Annotated in this window: 18 protein-coding genes and 1 pseudogene; 12 read left to right on the forward strand and 7 right to left on the reverse strand. The window is 54.9% G+C overall.

Features of this window, described 5'->3' with window-relative positions; translation table 11 throughout:
• Positions 1-242: pseudogene (locus C8024_RS08545) on the forward strand (nucleotidyltransferase); the annotation flags it as partial.
• A gap of 736 nt (positions 243-978) precedes the next feature.
• Positions 979-2,424 carry a methylamine utilization protein MauJ gene (mauJ, locus tag C8024_RS08550; protein WP_173204124.1) on the forward strand — a complete coding sequence of 482 codons (1,446 nt, stop codon included), beginning with the start codon at positions 979-981 and terminating at the stop codon, positions 2,422-2,424.
• Here mauJ and C8024_RS08555 read toward each other — a convergent pair.
• The 4 genes from C8024_RS08555 to C8024_RS08570 are packed head-to-tail and all read right to left on the reverse strand — an operon-like array spanning position 2,408 to position 6,849.
• The gene (locus C8024_RS08555; RefSeq protein ID WP_173204126.1) at positions 2,408-3,595 is read right to left on the reverse strand and encodes a restriction endonuclease; all 1,188 of its coding nucleotides are present in this window, start codon (positions 3,593-3,595) and stop codon (positions 2,408-2,410) included. The two genes, mauJ and C8024_RS08555, sit on opposite strands and share 17 nt — an antisense overlap.
• Positions 3,592-4,746, reverse strand: coding sequence for an ATP-binding domain-containing protein (locus C8024_RS08560; RefSeq protein WP_173204128.1), 1,155 nt, complete (start codon positions 4,744-4,746; stop codon positions 3,592-3,594). The genes C8024_RS08555 and C8024_RS08560 overlap by 4 nt, the downstream gene beginning before the upstream one ends.
• A complete protein-coding gene (locus C8024_RS08565) occupies positions 4,743-5,111 on the reverse strand; it encodes an AAA family ATPase (RefSeq protein WP_173204130.1) in 369 nt (122 codons plus the stop codon). The genes C8024_RS08560 and C8024_RS08565 overlap by 4 nt, the downstream gene beginning before the upstream one ends.
• The gene (locus tag C8024_RS08570) at positions 5,104-6,849 is read right to left on the reverse strand and encodes an ATP-dependent endonuclease (RefSeq protein WP_173204132.1); all 1,746 of its coding nucleotides are present in this window, start codon (positions 6,847-6,849) and stop codon (positions 5,104-5,106) included. Before C8024_RS08570 ends, C8024_RS08565 begins: the two co-directional genes overlap by 8 nt.
• A gap of 647 nt (positions 6,850-7,496) precedes the next feature.
• Between C8024_RS08570 and C8024_RS08575 the strand changes: the two genes are divergently transcribed.
• Positions 7,497-8,552 carry a hypothetical protein gene (locus tag C8024_RS08575; protein ID WP_173204134.1) on the forward strand — a complete coding sequence of 352 codons (1,056 nt, stop codon included), beginning with the start codon at positions 7,497-7,499 and terminating at the stop codon, positions 8,550-8,552.
• A 465-nt stretch (positions 8,553-9,017) separates the two neighbouring features.
• Positions 9,018-9,710: a hypothetical protein gene (locus C8024_RS08580; protein ID WP_217272094.1), complete on the forward strand. Its 693-nt coding sequence runs from the start codon at positions 9,018-9,020 to the stop codon at positions 9,708-9,710.
• On the opposite strand, the gene C8024_RS08585 is transcribed toward C8024_RS08580, so the two are convergent.
• From C8024_RS08585 to C8024_RS08595, 3 genes are all read right to left on the reverse strand, one after another.
• Positions 9,643-11,064 carry a HEPN domain-containing protein gene (locus C8024_RS08585; RefSeq protein WP_173204138.1) on the reverse strand — a complete coding sequence of 474 codons (1,422 nt, stop codon included), beginning with the start codon at positions 11,062-11,064 and terminating at the stop codon, positions 9,643-9,645. The two genes, C8024_RS08580 and C8024_RS08585, sit on opposite strands and share 68 nt — an antisense overlap.
• The gene (locus C8024_RS08590; RefSeq protein WP_217272095.1) at positions 11,027-12,577 is read right to left on the reverse strand and encodes a Fic family protein; all 1,551 of its coding nucleotides are present in this window, start codon (positions 12,575-12,577) and stop codon (positions 11,027-11,029) included. The genes C8024_RS08585 and C8024_RS08590 overlap by 38 nt, the downstream gene beginning before the upstream one ends.
• A 340-nt stretch (positions 12,578-12,917) precedes the next feature.
• Positions 12,918-13,988: an AraC family transcriptional regulator gene (locus C8024_RS08595; RefSeq protein WP_173204141.1), complete on the reverse strand. Its 1,071-nt coding sequence runs from the start codon at positions 13,986-13,988 to the stop codon at positions 12,918-12,920.
• Positions 13,989-14,211: 223 nt separating this feature from the next.
• On the opposite strand from C8024_RS08595, the gene C8024_RS08600 reads away from it, so the two are divergent.
• The 8 genes from C8024_RS08600 (at position 14,212) to C8024_RS21355 (ending at position 21,154) form a co-directional block, all read left to right on the forward strand.
• Positions 14,212-16,014 (forward strand): TonB-dependent siderophore receptor, encoded by a 1,803-nt coding sequence (locus C8024_RS08600; RefSeq protein ID WP_217272096.1) that lies wholly within the window; start codon positions 14,212-14,214, stop codon positions 16,012-16,014.
• Positions 16,011-16,790: a TonB-dependent receptor gene (locus tag C8024_RS20165; RefSeq protein WP_217272111.1), complete on the forward strand. Its 780-nt coding sequence runs from the start codon at positions 16,011-16,013 to the stop codon at positions 16,788-16,790. The genes C8024_RS08600 and C8024_RS20165 overlap by 4 nt, the downstream gene beginning before the upstream one ends.
• 113 nt (positions 16,791-16,903) lie before the next feature.
• On the forward strand, positions 16,904-18,940 hold the full coding sequence (locus C8024_RS08605; protein WP_254305732.1) for an acetoacetate--CoA ligase: 2,037 nt from the start codon (positions 16,904-16,906) through the stop codon (positions 18,938-18,940).
• Positions 18,937-19,788, forward strand: a complete 852-nt coding sequence (locus tag C8024_RS08610) for a 3-hydroxyacyl-CoA dehydrogenase family protein (protein ID WP_173204144.1) — start codon at positions 18,937-18,939, stop codon at positions 19,786-19,788. The genes C8024_RS08605 and C8024_RS08610 overlap by 4 nt, the downstream gene beginning before the upstream one ends.
• Before the next feature lie 67 nt (positions 19,789-19,855).
• Complete coding sequence (locus C8024_RS21340; protein WP_254305733.1) at positions 19,856-20,089, forward strand: hypothetical protein; 234 nt, start codon at positions 19,856-19,858, stop codon at positions 20,087-20,089.
• A 17-nt stretch (positions 20,090-20,106) separates the two neighbouring features.
• A complete protein-coding gene (locus C8024_RS21345; protein ID WP_367947235.1) occupies positions 20,107-20,553 on the forward strand; it encodes an MFS transporter in 447 nt (148 codons plus the stop codon).
• Complete coding sequence (locus C8024_RS21350) at positions 20,553-20,855, forward strand: hypothetical protein (RefSeq protein WP_254305734.1); 303 nt, start codon at positions 20,553-20,555, stop codon at positions 20,853-20,855. Before C8024_RS21345 ends, C8024_RS21350 begins: the two co-directional genes overlap by 1 nt.
• Before the next feature lie 5 nt (positions 20,856-20,860).
• Positions 20,861-21,154 (forward strand): hypothetical protein, encoded by a 294-nt coding sequence (locus C8024_RS21355; protein ID WP_254305735.1) that lies wholly within the window; start codon positions 20,861-20,863, stop codon positions 21,152-21,154.
• The last annotated feature ends 10 nt before the right edge of the window (positions 21,155-21,164 follow it).

Raw genomic sequence — 21,164 nt, forward strand, 5'->3', positions numbered from 1 at the left:
TTCTACGAACGCAGGCCGAACGTCTTGATATGCGCTTGGTTGACTGCTGGCCGCGCGAACTTCGTCCGGATCGCGCGCGGTTCGAGAAGCTGAAAGAAGCATATGTGAAGGCGCGCTACTCGAAGCATTACCGCATCAGCGAGGAAGAGCTGGCTTGGCTGGGAGCCTGTGTTGAGGAACTCGGCCGCGTCGTTCACACAATTTGTACTGAGCGCATCGCCAAGCTCGAAGCAAGTGTCTAGCACGGCGACAAGCGCCGATTGCTCCACGAAATTGTCGCGCAAAAACCTTTCCGGTGCTGTTTTGCGCTAGCGGACTGTTTGACACCGTGAAGGTGGACAACGGACAGATTTATGTTGCGGACAAGTGCAACGGGACAAAGATTCCTCCCCTTAATGAAACCGTTGGGCAGCAATCCGTTGTCGAAACGCGCTGCTTGAGACTTTCAGATCCGCTGCATCCGCTTTGCACAATGTCAGCCGAACCGTTGCAGCACGATAACTGCTGAACGCCAGATCCAAACGCGTTCGCTTCAACAATCGCAATGTTTATTTTCCGCAATCATTCGGCATCTGCGGGCATTTACAGTCAGCGCACCTTTTCGGGCGTTGGCGCAGGATAGAGTGGCGACGAGTAGGTTCGATGATTTCGGGCGTGGAAGGACTTGGCTGGCAAGATAAAAGCACCGCCGTCGGTTGGGGTGGAGATAGGCGGAATTGCTTGGATTGCAGCGCCATCGGCCTCACTACCCGGCTGGCATCAATCCTGAGAAATGCCGCAATTTGGCCGTTTCAGGTGCCGTCGCTTGCTTGAAGGCAGCTTTTGTTCAATGGCTGTTTGAACGGCAGCTTTGGGCTCAATATAGATCGTTGCGCCAATTCCAGTGCGGTCCCGAAAGCCGACATTGGTTCCAGCCACAGCGATAAGTGACGCTCATTTATAGCTTGCTTTCTCAATCAACTCGGCAATGCAGATGTCATGCTCGCAAAACAACTTAGCGATGCCCTAACACGACTGTCCCAAGGCAGTGATGTTACACCCGACGGCGCGCTCGAAATGGAACAGCGATTTGGATCGCTTCGTGGATACAACTGGCTGCCGCGCGGACGGGAGAACCGAAGTCGAGCGTTGACCGACAAGCATATCGTTGCTGCTGTGCTTGGGTTGGTTGCCAGCAGGCCGAATTGGGCGGGGCATGTTTGTTCAGTTATTGAGCGTTTGAGCCCAGTCGGCGGCAAAACCGACGCCTTCGGTGGTGCATCTACACTGATCGATGCCCTGGCTTTTCTCCTGAAGGATGAGGGCACTCGTATGAAAATCGTTGCCGTAAGGTTGTCGGCCGCAGAAATCGGAACCAACAGCAACGGCATAGCGACGATAACCCTTGACGAGAACGGAACGCGACGGGTGTTATCGTTCATTCGGGAAGAAGCGACGTCCCTCCTCCAAGCCGGTATGGAGCATCAGTTCGACTCTGAAACGCGCAACGCGGAAATAGGCCGCGAACTGGTATTCAATCGCCGCTTTTTTGATAAATTGGCGCGTGCTGTTTCCGATGCCCGCGCGCATCCACCTCCGCCTATCGGCGACGGGTCTGAATATGATAAAGAAGATGCCGAAAATGTTCGTCGCGCGCGGCTAGGTGCCACTGCATCATCCTCGTATCTGAACATTGGCGTCGACAATCAAGTCACTTGGCCGCGTGAAGAAATGCTGATCGAATTCGACCGCTACAAGTTTGTGCTGATGCCGAAGACGAAAGAGAATGTGCAATCGATCCATGTTGATCTAAACGCAAACCAGCTCACGATGGAACAAGCGATGACCGTCATCAATCGCTTCCTCAGCCTGTTAACGTGGTGTGACGACCAGTTTGCAATCGCGCAGGATGGTTGGGCCGGCAATCCAGTGCCCGTGGCCGTGCCGAAACGAAATCTGGCATTTACAACAGCAGATCATTGGATATTCGACCGGAAAATTTCGGACTCCGACGAAGTGCGACGTGCACTCGCGCTGTATCGCGAAGCACGAAATGCCGAACAAAACTTCATGATCAGCTACGCAGTGCTCAACTATTACAAGATCATTGAAATCCATCACAAGGGTTACCCGGCGTCATCGAAATGGGTGGCTGACAATCTGCCGCCCATTTTAGATGATTCATACGACCAGCACGGCATCGCGGACTTTATGGCAGCTTGCGGCGGTGAAACATCCGAGACCTATATCTATGCGGCTTGCCGTGTCGCGGTGGCACACGTGAGTCCCAATCGCCCGTCTGACCCTGACGACACGATGGAACAGCGGCGGCTACATAACGCGGCCGATGTAATGCGGCGACTGGCTCGTCGCTTTATCATGGTCGAATTAGGCGTTTCGGACAGCCCGTTTGGCGAAGGCGAGGATGTCAATCGAGCAAGCTAAAATGCTCAGGCTGCCCGCTCCATCGCGTGTAAAGATGGTTGCCATCCCAATACCGAACTTCGCCGCGCTCATCGACCCAACGCTTCGCGCGGAACACAGTCTCGGCATTCAGCATTGGCAAAGCCGTCTCATCCAGTCTGGGGGCTTCGGTGCCTTCCTGACCGTAGCCGTCATGCGAAACCGTCAATCGTGGCAATACCATAAGCAGGGCGGCGTATTTGGTTTCTTTCAGCACCAAAGCGAAGGAATTGAGCATGCCAGAGTGAGCGTGCACGATTCGCATATCCCGGGGGCTCAAACTTCCCAGAATTTTGGACACATGACTCAGGGAAACTAGAGAAGATTTGTCCCGTATGATGCCGTCGGCGGCATCGCCGCACCAGCGCACGACGTCTTTCGAATTGGTCAGTTCGATCTTACCGGAAGTTCTGCCAGCAAATTTCTGGGCGACTGGTAAATAAGACGACGTGGTTACAAAAAGGCCTTTTTGAGCTCCCTCCACCGCTGCAACCCCGTGCAGAGCGGCGACCGCTTCGAGGCCTATTTTTCGCTTGGGAGCGTATTTCTTAGCCTGCACCAAGGTCATCATGTCGCCGAGTGGATCGCGTTGCAAAAGTCGGATATCGATGCCGCCATCGCCGCTGCCTGAGCCAAGCTCAGCCTGAAAGCCTTGATTCTGAAAAACTCGAAAGAGCAAGATTTCAAACTCGCGCCAGTGCAGACGGTGAAGATCGTCGGGCCGGTTGGCGAAGTGGGCGTATATCTCCTCGAACACGTCCGCGACATCGGGCCGGAGTAGCCCGCAAATCCATTGCCAGCGCACAAAGTCGCGAAAAGAATTGAACAACGGCCCCTCGTCCAATGGGTAGATATGGATGCTCACATTGTTTTCGCGCTCGTACCAAAAGCCGTGCTCTTCCAGCAGTTGCCTGAAATCCGATTCGAGGTCGTCGTAATAGCCATCGAGCATGTTCCCGAACGAACCCTCGAAATGCATGATAGTCGCGACCGGTGCGAGCGGTTCGCCATCGACATGCTCAGCGTAAGACTTGAAGCCGCAATCGAACCAAAGTTCATGACGCGTGGCCCATTTCTCAATCGCGATCTGCAACTTTTGGACAACGCCTAGAAGTTGCTGGTCGGTATAAGTCGATACAGCTGGCTGGTTCATGTCCGTAATAAGGACGTGGGGTCGTTGTGCGACACCAATAGGGTGAGGCTTTCCGTCGCGCGGCTTAGACCGACATACATCCTCGCTCGCGCGGCCTTGCTGTCGCTGAAATGATTGCGGTCGCATGCGGCCATGATCACGTGGGGAAATTCTAATCCTTTCGCCTTGTGAATGGTGCTTACCGCTTTAGCCGGGATCGGCGCGCGCGCATGGGCGCGGCGACGGGCGATCTCGGCCAACCCCTCGTCGGCATCATCGAAACGGCCAAGATGCACGGCATCATTAAACTCGCGGCTATGGTCGATCTTGATGGATGCAAACGCAGCATCTTCCTTGGTCAGCGCCCGCAACGTGGTCAGAAATTTACCGATGCCGCAATGGTTCGGTTCGTCCAAGATGATGCGACCGAGTGCCTGAATTGTTGCGGGTTTTCTCGTGCGAGCCTTCGTGCATCCCTGTCCGATTTCCTCCAACAATTGGCGGCTGTAGCCACTCGCAGTGAACCCGATTGCTACGCCGTTCACAAAGTTGACGGCTATCTTACCGATCTCCAGGGCATTGCCGCTATGAACGCGGACGCCGTTGCATAGGTCGTCCAGCGCATCGCGCGTGTGTCCTTCCCAAATTGGTATCGACCGATTGAAGAATGCGCGAAGAGAAGAGACCGTGCTGTTGTGCGCAGCAACAATCAGCACGGAGTTCAGGGGCTGCATCCGTTGATTCAGTGGTCCACGTTGCTGGTTGGTTAGCTGATACTGGCCGTGCGCGCGCGCGACGTTGTCGGCGCGGATGATGTGCAAACCATTGGGCAGCACACCAGTCAAATCGATCTGACCACCGTCCCGCAACGTCGCGCGAGCCTCAAGAATCCAATTCCCTAGCGCCGGGTTGGTATTCGCCCAGCGATGGGGGGTGTCCAGTTCCTCGAACTTTGCGGCCTGCTCTTTCAGGTCTGTCCATCGTTTGATTTCGGCGTCAATGATCGCTTGGCGGCTACTGCTAAAAATCCGCTGCATGGGGTCAGCGAAGATGCGAAGATGAGCTCCTGCCCTGTGGAGTGCGAGAATGATCTGTTCTTGAGGAACGGTTGCATCCTGATGCTCATCGCAAATGATAAGAGGATAGCGCCGCGCAAGTGCCGCAGCGATCATCGGCTTTTTTCGAGTAAGTAAGCCACTTTTATGGCTACCTCCTGATAACCATCGTTGTTTGTTCTACACCATATCGCGACGTCAGCCGGAAGGCCGAGCGTGGCATGATAAGCGGATGCGATCTGACCAATGAGGCTGTCGATCGTGCGGATTTCGACCTTGCTTTGCGAAGCGATAGTCCGCTTGGCGAAGACGTCGCAAGCGGCATGGGTATGGGTGAGGATAAGAACGCGGTTTTCGGAAGCGGCGGCAGCATCGGACGCGTAATGGGAGCCTTGATGGGTTTTGCCACAACCGCCCGGCGCCTCGATGACGACCAGCGCGGCGGCGGATCTTAATGCGGCTGCGACGGTATAATCACTCATCGGGCAATTCGGCAATCACCGGCAAATCCACCGATTGCCGGATCGCATTGAGGAACGGAAGAAGCTGACCTTCAAGTTTGGGCCAAACATCAAATTGCAGCATTTTCGACCCGAGTTCGAAACCGCCTGCCACCGTTTTGAACCAAGTCTTGCCGTGGCTCTTGAAAGCCTTTTTCTTGTCCTCGGCAGTGTCTGCGGGAACGAAGCCGGTTGCGGCTTCAATGATGAGTTTACGAACACCTGCCGCGTCGCCGGCCGCCGCAACGATAGCCGCGAAAGATTTGTCGGCAATGTTGAGGCGGTCCGCCAACGTTCGCAAACGCGCGCCTGCTTCGCCATCGATGTCGGGAATGAACGCTTCAAGATCGCCGTCGACGATATGCGCGATGACATTTTCTTCTAAGCATCCAGCGGGCCAGCGCAGCAGCAGGTCGTTCAATGACGCCTTCAATGTCGCCCAACGTTGCGGATCGCGCCCCTCGTCGTCCGCGAAGCCGGAGAATTTTAGCCCACTTCTTGCGAGGCTTTCGAGCAACTTCAACGTAGAATCATTGCCGCCACCGTCCGTTACGCAAATGCCGTAATCGGTGGGGATTTTGGTCACAGCTTTCAAAATCAGGAAGCGAACAAAGCCGACCTCGGTCGCGCCTTCGGCGACGATGGCGATCCGCGACAGAAAGGCTTCAGGGTCTTTCGCCAGATGATGCGTAGTAGCGTCGGCAAGTTTGCCGATTTTCCGTTCGCCACTAAGATACCAAAGGCTCGCCGTGGTAGCAGCGTTGATAGCGGCAGCGCTATGCGTCGTGACGAATGCCTGCGAGGGCGCTTCCATCAACTCCTTCATCAGTACGCGTTGGCGATACGGCTCCAAACCCCGTTCAACCTCATCGACAATAGTAATTGGAAGTTCGCTTTGATTGGCCGCCGCGATCTCCAATGCGGCAAGACGGCGGGTGCCGGAGCCCCAACTGCTGAGCGGCAACCGTACATTGTGTTTCTCAGCTGTCAGGCCGATCAACGCGTTGAGCGAGAACTCCTGTCCGCCCACAAGACCAAGTCCCAGCTTTGTCGGCAAGGCTTGCTCGCCAAACTGCTTGTCGAGGTTCACGAGTCGTTCCCTTGAAGGGGCAGCGAGCTTTTCTTCGACGTTATTTTCGCCAATCTCCTTGGCGAGTCTGGCGCGCAGCGATTTGTCGGCGAGAAGACGATCAAGCGCCGCGCCGCGGATTAGCCGCAAATCCCGGTCATTGCGGTCGTCACCGGCGAGTTTTACGAGACCGATATTACGGCGCAGGCCGACGGAGAAATGATCGAAATCACCATTCGGTTGGCAGATTTCATAAACAAGATCGCAATCCGCTGTCCCGCGAACACGGACCACATAGACCTCAGGCTTCCCGCCCTCCTCGTCGTCGGGATCGGGAATCATTGTATTCTCGCCGTCCCACTCCCACGGCCAAGTGGGCCTTTTCTGTTCGTTGATACCGGTAGCTGGCAGCAACTTCAAAACCGCCTCGATGATAAACTCCTGCTCAGGGTCGCGCTTCCAGTAGTCCGTATCGGAAATGGTCATGGTGTTAGTTGGGCTGAGCAACAGACCAATCGCATCAAGAATGGTGGTTTTTCCATGGTCTCCACCACCGAGAATAACATTCACATGTGTATCTGGCAGCCAAACTAGTGATTCAATGCCGCGAAAGCGCTCAATCTTGAGGCGTAGTATCGTGGGTGCGTCCATCTTTTCGGCAGGCGCGGCCCCTTCGTTCGGTTTAACCGCAGGCGCAGCTTCGCCATCAGCGCTCTTGGTACATCTTTTTCCGTCATTTACCCTCGCTTCGACCGCACTGTACCATTCTCACCAAGAAAGTGAATAAATTTGCAAAAACCCACATATTGTGCGGAGGTTGCTATTGCCCTGAGATCAGGCCAGAATTGTTAGGCATAGAAGCTATTTAGCTGATCTAGACTACTTTGCATCCTCGCCTTAAAAGGGTTTTAGTTAAGGAGCGCAATTAACTGGCCACAGGTGGCATGGAGTTGGCTTCCGACGCTATGACATCCAAAGGCGGAATGACGGCTTTCGGCCCAAAAATAGTTGTATAGACGATCATCAAACAGCAGCCGCGAGAGATGCGCCGATCGAAGATGCGGGATATTAAGAGCGTTTGCGGGTGCGCGAGACAATTGGGGCCACATATGGAAGAACGTGAAGTCCGTGAATTGTAGGCCACCAGCCTTATCCTAGTCCGTGTCGACCGCGAGACATGGGAGGCCCTAGAAGATACCCGCAGACACGGTGCGCGATTCACTCTCAATTTCCGCCATTCGGCGGCGAGACCGGCCAAAGCGCGCTCGCTAGCGCTGATTGTGGTCGGTAGGTCGCACTTGCGCATCGGGATCGTTCGTTCGCGGCAGGCCATCTCATCACTGGATACTCGCGTTTCGTTCGACTTCGTCGATGAAATCGAACCCAGTTCGCTAAATCGCCTGCTGCGCGATGTCGAAACCCCCACGTTGCGACAAGCGATTGAGCGATTGCGCGCTGCCTCCCAACAGATCACAGCTGTCTCCAACCAACTTGGCCAGTCGATGATCGCGGCATTTGCCGCCGATGAGGCCAATGCGGCCGTCCTACGGCGCATCCTCGCTTGGATCGCCGGACGCGGCCGTATCGAAAATGCGGTTGTAATGCAGCACGACGCGATCAAGCTCGCCATAAAAGCCTTTGGTGGCGATGGCGAAGCTTATCAGTTGAATGTTCTCGGCCCAAGCGCGATCGCTTCGGTTCGAGTTCTTGAGGACGCGGCAATCGAACATGACGCTCGGTGGCTGCCTGGGTGGACGATGGACGAGAGCGATCTGACAGGGCGGGCACGATTCAGGAAACACGACGGCGAGCTCGAGATTTATACAGCCAATCGCCGACCGCTTGAGCAGCTTCTTGGGGTTGATCTCATCTATCTTAACGAGCGACGCGGTGCGCTAGTGATGGTCCAGTACAAGATGCTTGAGCGTGACCGCGATCTCGGTGAGGGATGGCAGGCCCGTATCGACTGGCAGTTTGAAGATGAACTCAACCGGATGAGGCAATTCGAGTGCGATCTTGATCCGGAGGGACCGTACCGCCTTCACCCCGGCGCCTTCTTTATGAAAATGATGAAACGTAAATCGGCAGCGAGCGCGGCGGGCATTGTGATCAGCCTTGGCCACCTGGAACATATGCTTAGCCAAGGTAGCTTGCGGGGAAGTCGTGGCGGCCTTCGCATCGACCACGCGGAGCTAGATGGTCATTACCTGCGCAGCGAGGCATTCGTCGAGTTGGTCCGATCCGGTTATGTCGGCACGCGAGGCGCGACCACGGGCCATCTTCAGTCAATGATCGAAGCGACGCTGAACGAAGGACGAGCAGTCGTTGCTGCAATCCACCACAGTATCCGCTGACCTCGGATCGGCATCATTATTTCTCTAATATTTTCAGAATATTAGAGAAGGAGCGTTTCCGGCGAGAACCTCCCAAACCTTTTTTCGGGTACAATTCAGGTATACTGAGAATATCAAGGTGCTTTCAAATAGTTACTATCCGTAAAAAGTCTGCTGGTTGCTGGCAGGCTCAAATCCGTCGCAACGGTTGGCCTTATCAAACTGAGACGTTCTCAACCAAACGAGATTCCGAAATCTGGGCAAGAACCATCGAATCCCAGATGGATCATGCAGTCTTTATCGATCAGGAAGTTGCCAAGCAAACGAGCTTTGGTGATCATATACAATAAAACATGTTCTCGACCAAAAGCGCCGCAAGCTTGAATTGCTGATTATGGCATCAAAGACCCGCAAAAATCCAAATGGCGCTTTTTGAGCGCCATTTGGATATATACTGCCAGTAAATAGTAGAATAGGGTACTTCAGATGCGATATTGGAACACCGGCGATAGTGCGACTGATAAGAATTTAGGCTATCTTGAGAGCCTCGGGAGTCCCTTTAACAATATCTCGGTCGACCAATATATGAATAAACTACAGGGCGTGATCGGCGTTGAAAAAATGCTGCCGAAGGCCGTACTTTCTCATTTTAATCTGCCAAGTTTGTTTATCGGCAACAGCGCATATAGTTGGACCGATGAGCGATTGCAGGAAAATGCAGACAATCTATGCCGTGCGATCAACGAAGGCCTCTACAATGCGTACAACGATGAAAGCTTGAAGAAAGGCGGCGATGCCGATCTAAGTGATCGGCCGCTAACGAAGGGCGAGGAAATCTATGCCGCAGTGAGCGCGTATATCGATTGTAGGGGAGCAAGTGAATTGCATGCTCTGCGTATGGCTGTCTCGGGCTCAATGTATCATAGGATGAAGCAGCTTGATCACTGGCTTGACCGAAAACGCCCCTCTCCGGGAGGAAGGCCAATTGAATCCGAAATTATCTCAGTTCTCTTTGATATTCGCCGCTACGCCGATGATTTCCACCACGAACCGGCATCATATGATTTTCAGCAATCCCGAAAAAATAGGTGGCTGTCTGCAATCTCACAACTTAGTCATTCAGCATGTCCTTTATTGGATGTTGAGAGCGGCTTGGTAATTGCGCCAATAATGACGTGATCTTTATAAAACACAGTGCAAATGCCGCTTGAGCCTTGACGATTTCAGACTCATCAGTCGATTGCCCAGTGTGCAGAATTTCATTTCGTAAATATACCATTGCCTTTACCGAGGATTTATAGTCGGCAACCCCCATTAAACCCTTCAAACAAATTCCAACGCGCCGCTCCAGCCTATCCGCTGTACCCGCAGCATAAAAGTCTGTCAGCATTGTCTCAAAAGCGACCGCGAGAGACACTGCTCTTTCATGCTGTGTCTGGCGTGACCCAAAAGACCGCCGATACCAATCTAGTGATTTGACCAGCCGCGCATAGAAGCGGCGAAGCGATGCCTGACCCGACGTTAAGTTTACGTGGCTCATATAGGCACGTTCTACAGTTTGCAGAGCAGATTGAAGCGAATTGCTTCGCTTGCGCATCCACGGATCTTGGAGTGTTCGTGTATTTAGCGATACAGAAACATCCGATAACTGCGCCAAATCTAGCGGGGCTAGATTCATTGGGACGCGTCGAAGCTCGATTGGCTCTTTCGGGTCAGTGCGCGTTTCTCCGATCAAATAATGATGAAAGTCCAAGGTCTGCCAATTGTTAATTTTTGCAGTCGTTTCCATTTCACTTGGGTGCTTATTTCTATCTTCGGCAAGCGCCCAAAGCATCACCGCTAACGTGGCTCCTAAGCGAAGTTTGAGCGTGTAAACAAATTGATTTTCGTAATACTCACCAGTGTGCGAAGCTACCTTGACCATGACCAACGGATTACGTGTCAACCATTTGAGCACACCCATCGAATGAAGATGCTGCAAATCAGTAAAGTCGATAGAATTCTGAATTTGCAACTGATCAACCATCTGATTCAAACGGTGATAAACGGCATTAAGATCGTTTGATTGAGCCGTGAATAACAAGCCCTGTTTCTTGAAACTGTACAGAGACTTCAATTTTGGGTCGCTTGTCATGATTGGCGGCCTTGCAAGACCAAAGCCGTGAAGAGGATAAATCACAAACCCAGGCAACCCGGCTGCGGTTTTACTAAACTCATCTAAGACGAGCGGGAGAATTGGACTACGCCCCCGTTTCGCTATCTGAAAAACAAACTCGTCCAATACCGAACGTCCGATATAGATATCATTTCGCCAAAAAAGTCGCGCTAAAGCAGTGCGTAAATTTAGCATATGATGAGCTAGGGCCTGCCCAACATTTGCAGCCAAATTTTCATCTTCATCCATATCACAGATAAAATGTTCAAGGCTGTTATAACTAGCGAGGAAATTATGTTGCCGTGATATATATGCATCCGCTTGCCGAGTTATTTTCGTATCAGGTGCGGTAAGCGAAGTGACCACATGTGCTGCCATTTTGCGTCCTATTAGGTAGTAAAGTTGTCCGCATAGAGTTTCTCAATTGCCCTAGCTTCGGTAGCGGATAGTGCCTCAAATTCCTTCGCCCTAGCGCGTCCTGACAAACGCCCGTTATTTTGTTGCAAAACTTGAAGAGCAGATCAACTAGCCGATCAGGCATATCGACGATAGCTTGAACACCGCCATTGAAGCGATCATAGTTTTGCAGAAATTCTGCTTCCTTCGGCAAATCGATTTCAATCGTCTGCTCAACGCATTCATATAAAAATTCTGCGTGCGATGTGGCATCGAAAAAGCGATAAAGATCAGCCGTATCGTTTGTAACTTCTACATTATTTTTGTCGGTCGCATGCCATGCTATCAACGGCAATGCCTTTGCAGAATGGGTTTCCAAAACGCTCCGATACGTGTCGATTTGTTCCAATATCGCAGCCGATACCGGAAATACGATACCTGGCGGATTGAAGCCGCGTTGTGCCAGCGCGTGATGGATAAGATATCGATGCAAACGTCCATTCCCATCCTCAAATGGGTGAATATAAACAAACCCGAACGCCAGCATGGCCGAGGCAACAACAGCGTCCAATTCTTTGGAATGCTCATTGCCAAAGGAAATGAGGCCATCCATCAACATTGATATATCTTCATGTTTTGCGCTGATGTGGTCAGGCAGCGGCGCACTGGAGGTACGATCATGTTCACCCACAAAGCCACCTTCAATACGATAGCCAAGTCTCACAAACCGATCATCACCAATTACGATATTTTGCAACCGCGCGAATTCATCATGACTTAGCTTTTGTTTTCCCGCCTGCCCAATCGCGTGACCCCAGCGTTGGATATTATTTTGCGGTGGACGCTCGCCCTCAATAGCATAGCTCGATTTGGAATCTTTGAGCAATAAAAAGGCAGCAGTCCTTGCCAGCACATCCTTTGGTACGTGCGCAATGCGCTCTTGTGCCATCGCCGCCAAATTCTTGCTCAGGAATCCATCAAGCTTTTCTGTTCGAAACACCATCGGGCAGAAATCAGGGGTGCCCGGAAGATTATTCAGAACGCGATAACGCGGTAGTTTTTCCCCTTTGGTGCAAAATTGCAGCTTCGGATCGACCGCCGGAACGTAGTTGGTGACCGCTGGCTCGGTGAGATCAATCACATCGCCGGTGAGCCACTCATATAGAAACCAGAGCCGCCGTGCATAAGATCCGGTGCGCGTTGTCAGCAGAACCGTTTTGATCGGTTCCTGGCCGACAGTTGTAAAAATGGCTTTCAGGACATGGAGATCAAGCCCCTCATATTTGAGTGCAAACACCAGATGCCCTTCTAACGTCTGATCCGGTGTGTGGCGCACGGTCATGATCCGCCAACCTTCACTGCTTGTAAGACGGTGGTGCTCGCTTGTGGCAAACATGGTAGCTGGTAGAGGTACTTGCAGATCAAGTGCATCAATCAAAGCGCTATAGCCGGCAAGGCGCGCTTTTTCAGGAAGCGCAGTTTCCCGAAAAACCATTTTTGGTTCTGAATTATTTATTTTTTCTCATAATCCATGAATTTTCATTTCTGTGTGCGATTTTCTAATTATCAGAAGCAAATCCCCCGAAAAATCGTTTTACCACATGAAATATCATTTTTATATGCATTTTTTCCGAAAAATGTTTTTTAAATCGACCGGCTCGAAGGTCATTGGGCATCGAACCATCAAAGCGTTACCAGTATTGGGGCAAGGTTGGGGGTAAAAGAAAAACCAAATCGTCTTTTCCGATTTTTGATCAATAAGTTGTTGATCTGATTGGATAACTCTTCTGGTCAATGGTAGTCTTGCCTTTTCATGCGCGGCAATCCGCGCCACTCTATTTGTTCGCGCGAATCTCGTTTACTGTTTTGTTGGTCCAACGCCGGATCGCCCGGCGCAAGTTTGCGCTATCGCTGAAGCCCACCTTCCAGGCAACATCGTCGACGCTCATCTGAGTTGTCTGCAGATATTCGATCGTCAGTTTACGCCGGACATCATCGACGATCGCGCCGTAGCTAGCATTTTCGGCCGCAAGGCGGCGGCGGAATGTTCGCTCCTGCAAGCCCAGCTGCGCTGCGATTGCCGCCATCGAGGAAAACTGACCAGGCGCGCTCAGCAGGAGCTGGTAGACTTCTCCCGAGAGGCCGGAGGAGATGCGCGTTTGCCCGATCAGGCGCTCGCAGGTCTCCTCCAGCATGGTTCTGGTCAACCGGTTCCCCAGTTCCGGTGTCCTGTCAAGGATGCCGATCGGATAGTGGAGCTCGTTCGCCGTCTCATCATAAAGGCAGGTGCACGAAAGTTCACGGGCATCATCAGCCGCACACGCATCTTCCGGCAGGGCAAACAATGCGCGAATAGGTAGGTTATCGGTGCCGGCAGCATCGCGGACATGTGTGAAGGTCATCTTCATCTGTTGTCGAGCGAGAAAGGTGCGAACATCGTCGCTCATCACGTCACGGTAGATCTCGCGAAATTGCCAGATCGCGACATCGCCCTCGACCCGCCAGGAAAGACGAACAGTCGGAGTAGCTAACGGCTGGTAACGCACGGCAAAATCGAAGAAGTCGCGCATCGTAGGCGAGCACATCAGGGCATAACCATACATGCCGTAAGCGGACAGATGCAGTCGTGAGCCGATCGCAAAGGCATCGGAGAATTCCGCACCGGCCGCCACGATGTTTTCGCAGGCGTTCAGATACTGGCTGATAGAGATCAGCGTATGGGGATCGCGCACGTCGTCCAGGGTTAGTCCGGTCCGATTCAGCACCGCTTCGGCTGTCATGCCACGTCCTGCCATCGTGTCGATGACCGCTGCGATCTTAAACGGCGCAAAGATTTGTTGATTGAGCATGGGAAAGCCGGCACGGTCGTTTCGCTTCACTGCTTCCTTGCTGTCGCCTCCCGGCATGGCACCGTCCTCTTGTCAAATCGTGTTTGTCCGTCAAAGACACAAAAATGTCCGCTAATGCACTTATGCAGGGGTCTGTCATATTATAAACCAGTTATCAAGCCGGCACAGTCCGGTAGCGGTCTCGTCCGCTATAACTTGGGAGAGGAACATCATGTCGATACAAGCAATTCACAAGCGGTGCCGTGCGCGCCTATTATGCCATTCCGCGCTCGCAGCAGCCATGTTGAACTTGCCGGTCATCGCTTATGCCCAGGATTCCGATATTAGCGATCAGGTCAAGGAGGACAGCGTCAATTCCGACGAAGTGATCGTGGTGACCGGCACCAGTATCCGCGGGGTCCCGCCTACCGGATCAGACCTGATCAGTATTTCCCGTGAGGACGCCAAACTCGTCGGCGCGGCGAGCACTGCCGAACTGCTCGCAACTGTGCCACAGCTCAACAGTTTCAATACCGCTCCGCGGGTAAGCAATGGCGGGCTGGGGTCCTTCGCTCCGGGCCTTCGGGGCCTCCCTGCCGCCGCAACCCTGCCGCTGATGAACGGGCATCGTCTTATTTCCGGCAGCACCCAGCAGACGAATCCCGATTATCCGCTCATTCCTGAACTGGCGCTTGAACGCGTCGAGATCATCGCGGACGGCGCTTCGGCGATCTATGGTTCGGAAGCCGTCGCCGGCGTAATCAACTTCATCACACGCGAGCGCGTTTCGGGGCTGGAGGCGAATATTCGGCATGGCTTTGCGGACGATTATGATGCGCTCAATGCGGGTGCCATTTTCGGTCAGGACTGGGATAGCGGTTCCGTCATCGTTGCCTATCAATATCAGCAGAACAACAATATTACGGGTGCCGACCGCGACTATCGATCGCTCGACTTTCGCTCGGTGGGCGGCATTGATACGCGGTCGACGGTATGTGCCGATGCCAACGTCAATCTGTTTGCTGGCACAATCTACGCTGCGCCGGGTCTGGCGCCGGGGATTAACACATGCGACCCGCGAGGTCCGGTCGATCTCATGCCGCAGAACCGCACGCACAGCGCGCTCGTCTCTCTTCGGCAAGAGTTCACGAGCGGCATCACCGCATGGGCCGACGTCCTCTATTCGGATCGCAAGGATACTGTGCAGGCGGCTTTGCCGGGCCAAACCTTTGTTCTAATCACCGCCGCCAATCCTTTCTTCAGGGCACCACCGGGCACGGGTTCGGTTTTCGGATATTTCGACTTCAGGCCGGACCGGCTGGTCGGCGCCGACCATTTCGATCAAACCTTCCGGGTGCGCGCGGGCAACGCATCGGCCGGGATCGACATCGACCTTCCCAGCGATTTCCAGGCGAGCGTCTATGGTTCTTACAATTGGTCACGGAACGACACCTTCCAGCCGGGCATCAATACCACGGCGCTGACCGCTGCTGCGGCCGGAACGACGGTGGCGACCGCGCTCGACCCGTTCGGTTTCCGGACCGACCCGGCAGTTGTCGGTGCGATCCTGGACAATCCCACGGACTTTACCAATCGCCAGCGCACGCGGATTGGCGCGGTGAAGCTTGATGGACCGCTCACCGAGCTGCCGGGCGGCGAGATCAAGATCGCAGTCGGCGCCGAATATCGCCGCGAAACTTATATGCAGCGTGGCCAGAGCGGGGGAGTCGGTTTCCCCGAAAACCTCGAGCGCAACGTGAAGTCAGTCTATGGCGAGTTGTTCGTGCCGATCTTCGGCGCGGGTAATGCTACCCCGGGGGCCTATAGCCTCGCTTTGTCGCTATCGGGTCGCTATGATCACTATAGTGATTTCGGTTCGACGACGAACCCGAAAATCGGCCTTACCTGGCAACCGGTAGACGGGGTGAGTTTGCGTGGCAGCTATGGACACTCCTTCCGGGCGCCAGGTCTTCGGGATCTTGGCTCCACCGTCGGGTCCTACTATTCCGCCGCCGCGCTTGTAGATGCTTTCGCGCCCGCGACCCGTCGCGCGGTGCTGCACAGGTCAATACGATCCTCCTATACGGCGGCAACCAGTCGCTGACACCGGAAACGGCGCGCACATGGTCGCTCGGTGCCGATCTGCGACCAAAGTTCGCGCCCAACTTAAGCGCAAGCGTCACTTTCTACGACATCAAGTATGACAATGTAATAGGCACTCCGTCGGGCCTCGGCGCATTGTTGTTTAGCGATCCGACCTTCTCCTCGCGGGTTATCCGCAATCCGACAGCGGCACAGCTGAGTGATGCGATCGGCGACACCGTCCCGTTCTTCTACACTTTTTCTGCGGTGCCAACGATTGGCAACATACTGGATCTGCGGCAGGGCAATTTCGGGGTACGCAAGACCAACGGAATCGATTTTGATGTGAATTACCGGCAGCCCACTGGTTTCGGCACCGTCTTCGCCGGTATCGCCGGCAACTATATCCTGAACTACAGCAACAAGCTGTCGCCAACCTCGGCGGAAAGCAACTCGCTCGAAGCCGGTATCCCGCGTGCTACCCTTCGAACCACACTGGGTGTCACGGCGGGTCCCGTTACGTTCGTCAACTTCGTCAATCATCGGTCGGGCGTGACCGCGTCCTATGCGACGCCGACTGGTTCCAGCCTCTATTCGGCCGGGAGCTACACCACTGTAGACCTGCGCCTGTCGGTTCGGTTGCCAGACCTCGGCTTTGCCGAAGGCACGGAACTCGGGGTTCAAATCAATGACCTGTTCGATGCGAGGCCGCCCTTCTTTCCGGGCACAGACGGTATCGGCGGCTCCTATAATCCGATTGGACGATATGCGGCGATGAGCTTGCGGACATCATTCTAAGTCCTCGTCGGCGAAGAGGCTGCTGAGCGCGTGCCGCTTCGTTCGCGAATACGAAAACTAGTCAAGGTTTACCTCTTTATGACCCCTGCTTTATGACATCTGCAAGGAACCGCTTGGACGCTTCGACACCGATTCCGCAAATACGCCTGTATCGCGAGTGGCTGAAGGCGACGCAGGGTCGGGAATTTGCGACCTATGAAGCTTTGCACCGTTGGTCGGTCGAGGATCTTGAGGGCTTCTGGCGCAGCATCTGGGACTATGACGGTGTCGCAACGCCCACATCGTTCGCCGCTGCGCTGAACGAAGATGTCATGCCTGGCGCGTGCTGGTTTGATGGGGCACAGGTCAACTACGCGCAGCATGTGTTCCGCCACGCAGCGGCCGCCGACGAAATGGGTCAACCCGCGATAATTGCGATGGACGAACGCGGCGGTAGCATCACCCTGGGGTGGGCAGAGCTACGGCGTCAGACGGCGTCTCTGGCGCTGGAACTGCGTGATCACGGGATCGAGCCGGGAGACCGCGTTGCAGGCTATCTTCCGAATATCCCAGCGGCGGTGGTCGGCTTGCTCGCCTGCGCCAGCCTTGGGGCGGTGTGGACCCTTTGCTCGCCTGACATGGGTATCAATGCAGTGCTGGACAGGTGGCGTCAGACCGCGCCCAAGGCACTTATCGCCGTCGACGGTATCTTCTACGCAGGCAAGGCGATGGACCGAAGCGAAGAAGTAGCCGAAATCCGAAAGCAACTACCGTGCATCGAGACCCTGTTTATGATCTCCAGCGGCTGCGGCGAAGGCAAGGTGCTGGACGCCATAGACTTTGCGGAGGCAACCGCTCGCGACGGCGAGGCGGTTGCGGCCTTCTCACCGGAATGGCTGCCTTTCGATCACCCGCTGTGGATCCTGTATTCGAGCGGCACTACCGGTCTGCCCAAGCCGATCGTTCACGGGCATGGGGGCATCATTCTGGCGACCGCGGCCGGGCGACTGCATTTCGATCTCGGGCCCAGCTATGTGGAGAACACTCTGGGAGACCGCTTCCACTGGTATAGCGCCAGCGGCTGGGTCATGTGGAATATCCAAGTCGGCGGGCTACTCAGCGGGACGACCATCTGTCTATTCGATGGTTCGCCGAGCGGTACGAAGACCGATCCAAATTGGACCTGTCTGTGGAAGTTCGCTGCACTCAGCGGTGTTACTTGGTTCGGCGCGGGCGCCGCCTTCTTCTCCAATTGCCGAAAGGTGGGGGTCGGGCTTGAAGAAATCGACGGGATGGAGCGCATTCGCGCGCTCGGCAGCACTGGATCGCCCTTGCCACGCGACGTACAACGCTGGGGGACGGCGCAATTCGCCGCGCTTGGCCGCCCGGACATTTGGTGGTGCAATGTAAGCGGCGGAACCGAAATCGCGGCCGCTTTCATGGCCGGTAATCCCGAATTGCTTGATACGCCGGGTCGGCTGCAATGTCGCCATCTGGGTGCCGCGATCGAGGCATGGGATGACCGTGGAAATCCCGTGATCGGCGAAGTGGGTGAACTGGTCTGCACCAAGCCTTTTCCCAGCATGCCGCTCTATTTCTGGAACGACGACAATGGCAGCCGGTACCGGGAATCCTATTTCAGCGAATGGCCTGACGTTTGGCGGCACGGCGACTGGCTAACTATCGGCCGAGACGGCAGCTGCACTATATCGGGCCGTAGCGACGCGACTATTAATCGGCACGGCGTGCGCATGGGTACCGCCGAAATCTATGCCGCCGTCGAGCAGCTACCAGAAATCGAGGACACATTGATCATCGATGTTGAGGATGCGAATGGCGACAGCGATCTCATCATGTTTGTCGTGCCGGTCGCTGGCCAAAATGTGGACAAATCCATGGAGGCAATCATTGCCTCAGCGATCCGCAACCGTCTGTCCCCGCGCTTCGTGCCTAATCGGCTTATCGCCGCACCGGGCATACCGCGTACTCTGTCGGGGAAGAAGCAGGAGTTGCCGATCAAGCGGCTGTTCGCCGGCTGGTCTGTTGCCAAGGTTGTCAGCCCGGATGCGACTGCGACTCCGGACATCCTGTCCTGGTATATCGAGCGGGCGAAACTCTGGCAGCGGGACGTGGAAAGCGGCATCGATCGGCGGTCGGAGCAGGCATCATGAAGGCGGGCGTCGTCGGAGCAGGCCTTATGGGGTCGGAGATCGCACTGGTATTCGCGCTGGCAGGGCACGAGGTCGTGATCCATGATCACAGTGATTATGCGCTGGCTGGCGCGATCGACTGGTTGCGCAATATTTTGCAGAACGGCGTGGCGCGGCAGTTATACACTTCGGCCGTCGCGGGGACAGCACTGGCGCGAATCCATCCGGTTACAACCCTTCCTGCAATGGCCGATTGCCAGATGGTGACCGAAGCCGTCCATGAATTGATCGATGTCAAGTCGACCGTCCTGAGAGCGCTGGAAGAAATTTGCCAGCCGACGTGCATCCTCGCGTCGAACACTTCAACACTGCCGATCTCGACGCTTGCCGGGTTTCTGACGCCCGAGCGCCGCGCATACTTCCTTGGCACCCATTATTTTTCGCCGGTTTCGCGCATGAAGCTCGTCGAGGTAATCCCTGGCATCGCCACCGATGCAGCCGTGGTTGACAAGGCGACGGATGTGCTAGTCGGCATCGGCAAGCAGCCAATAAGGATCAAGGACGTAGCGGGTTTCGCGGTCAACAGGATGCTCCACGCTCTTCTGATAGAGGCAGTCAAGCTGGTCGAAGAGGGCGTAGCAACGCCCGCCGATCTTGACGCCGCCTGCCGCCTTGGCCTCGGCCATCCCGTCGGTCCGTTCGCGATGATGGATATCGTGACATCGGATTTGTGTCTGCAGGTCCAGGAAATCCTCTACGATGCCTATGGCGAGCGGTTCCGTCCGCCTGCCTTGTTGAAGCAGCGCGTCGCGGAGGGATATGTGGGCGGGCGGGAAAAACCCGGCTGGCTGGCCAAGAGCCGAGAATAAGTGGACTGGAGAGGAACGAGACCATGATTGAAGCCAAACTACTGCGCGACTGTTACAGGTGTCGAACATGATTGCCGCCACAGCACCTGATACGAGCTACAAGTCCAAGGCAGGAGCCAGGATCACCCTTGGCATGTTGTGCTTTGTCTATGTGCTCAACTTTCTCGACCGCCAGTTGATTTCGATTCTGGCCAAGCCAATCCAGGACGGACTGAACATAACGGACGGTCAGCTCGGTTTGCTCACTGGTTTTTATTTCGCCCTTTTTATTGCTTCATCGCGATTCCGATCGGCTGGCTAGCCGATCGTACCAGTCGCGTGAAGGTCCTCTCCGCGGCCTGTGCCATCTGGAGTGGCGCAACGGCCGCCTGTGGAATGGCTGGCAGCTACGCTCAGCTGGTTGCCGCACGCATGATGGTGGGCGTGGGTGAAGCAGGCGGCGTCCCACCATCCTATGCGATCATTTCGGACTCATTTCCACGCGACCGACGGACAACGGCAATGGCGATCTTTAACTTAGGCCCGCCGATTGGCTCCGCCCTGGGCGTTGCTTTTGGCGCGTCATTGGCCGCTGCGTTCAACTGGCGCGTACCATTTTACGTGATCGGCGCGATCGGTGTGGTGACTGCACTGGTAGTCTATTTGACCGTCCGTGAGCCCAAACGCGGCGAAGCTGACGAACTGCCAGTGGCGGTAACGTCGGAGGTGGCTCCCGAAGGTTCGTCGCTACCATCACGCAATTCTTCCGCAATCCGTTACTTGTAATGGTATCTCTGGCAAGTGGCGCGGGCAATTTCATCACATATGGCTTGTTGAATTTCACTGTACTGTTTCTGATGCGCGAAAAGGGAATGACCCTGGAGGACGTCGCGCTCTGGTATGCGCTGATCGTCGGGATCGGGATGAGCGCCGGCATCTATGCCTCAGGCCGTATCGTCGATCGGTTCGCGCGCCGCAGCAAGACCGCTTTTGCCACAGTGCCTGCGGCTTCGCTTATACTGGCATTGCCCTTTTTCTGGGCTTCGTTTGGGCGCCAACCTGGGAAGTTGCGTTGGTGTTTCTTGTAGTTCCGATGTTCCTCAATTCCTTCTTCCTCTCGGCGACGGTTACCTTCGTCCAGAGCGAGGTGGCGCCGGAACGGCGCGTTATCTCGGGGGCGCTTCTGCTCCTCGTAATGAATTTCATCGGTCTTGGCCTTGGGCCGACCTATGTCGGCATGGCGAGTGACTTCTTCCTCCCGACCTATGGCGAACACGCCCTGCAGGCAGCATATTACGCGCTAGCGCCCATGTATCTTATCGCCGCATTGCTGTTCCTGTGGCTCGCTCGGCTGATCAAGCGTTCGGCGTCGGAGACCGCCCCGTGAGCGCGGCTAG

Origin of the sequence: Sphingopyxis sp. BSNA05 (assembly GCF_013265645.1) — a bacterium.
Lineage (GTDB): Bacteria > Pseudomonadota > Alphaproteobacteria > Sphingomonadales > Sphingomonadaceae > Parasphingorhabdus.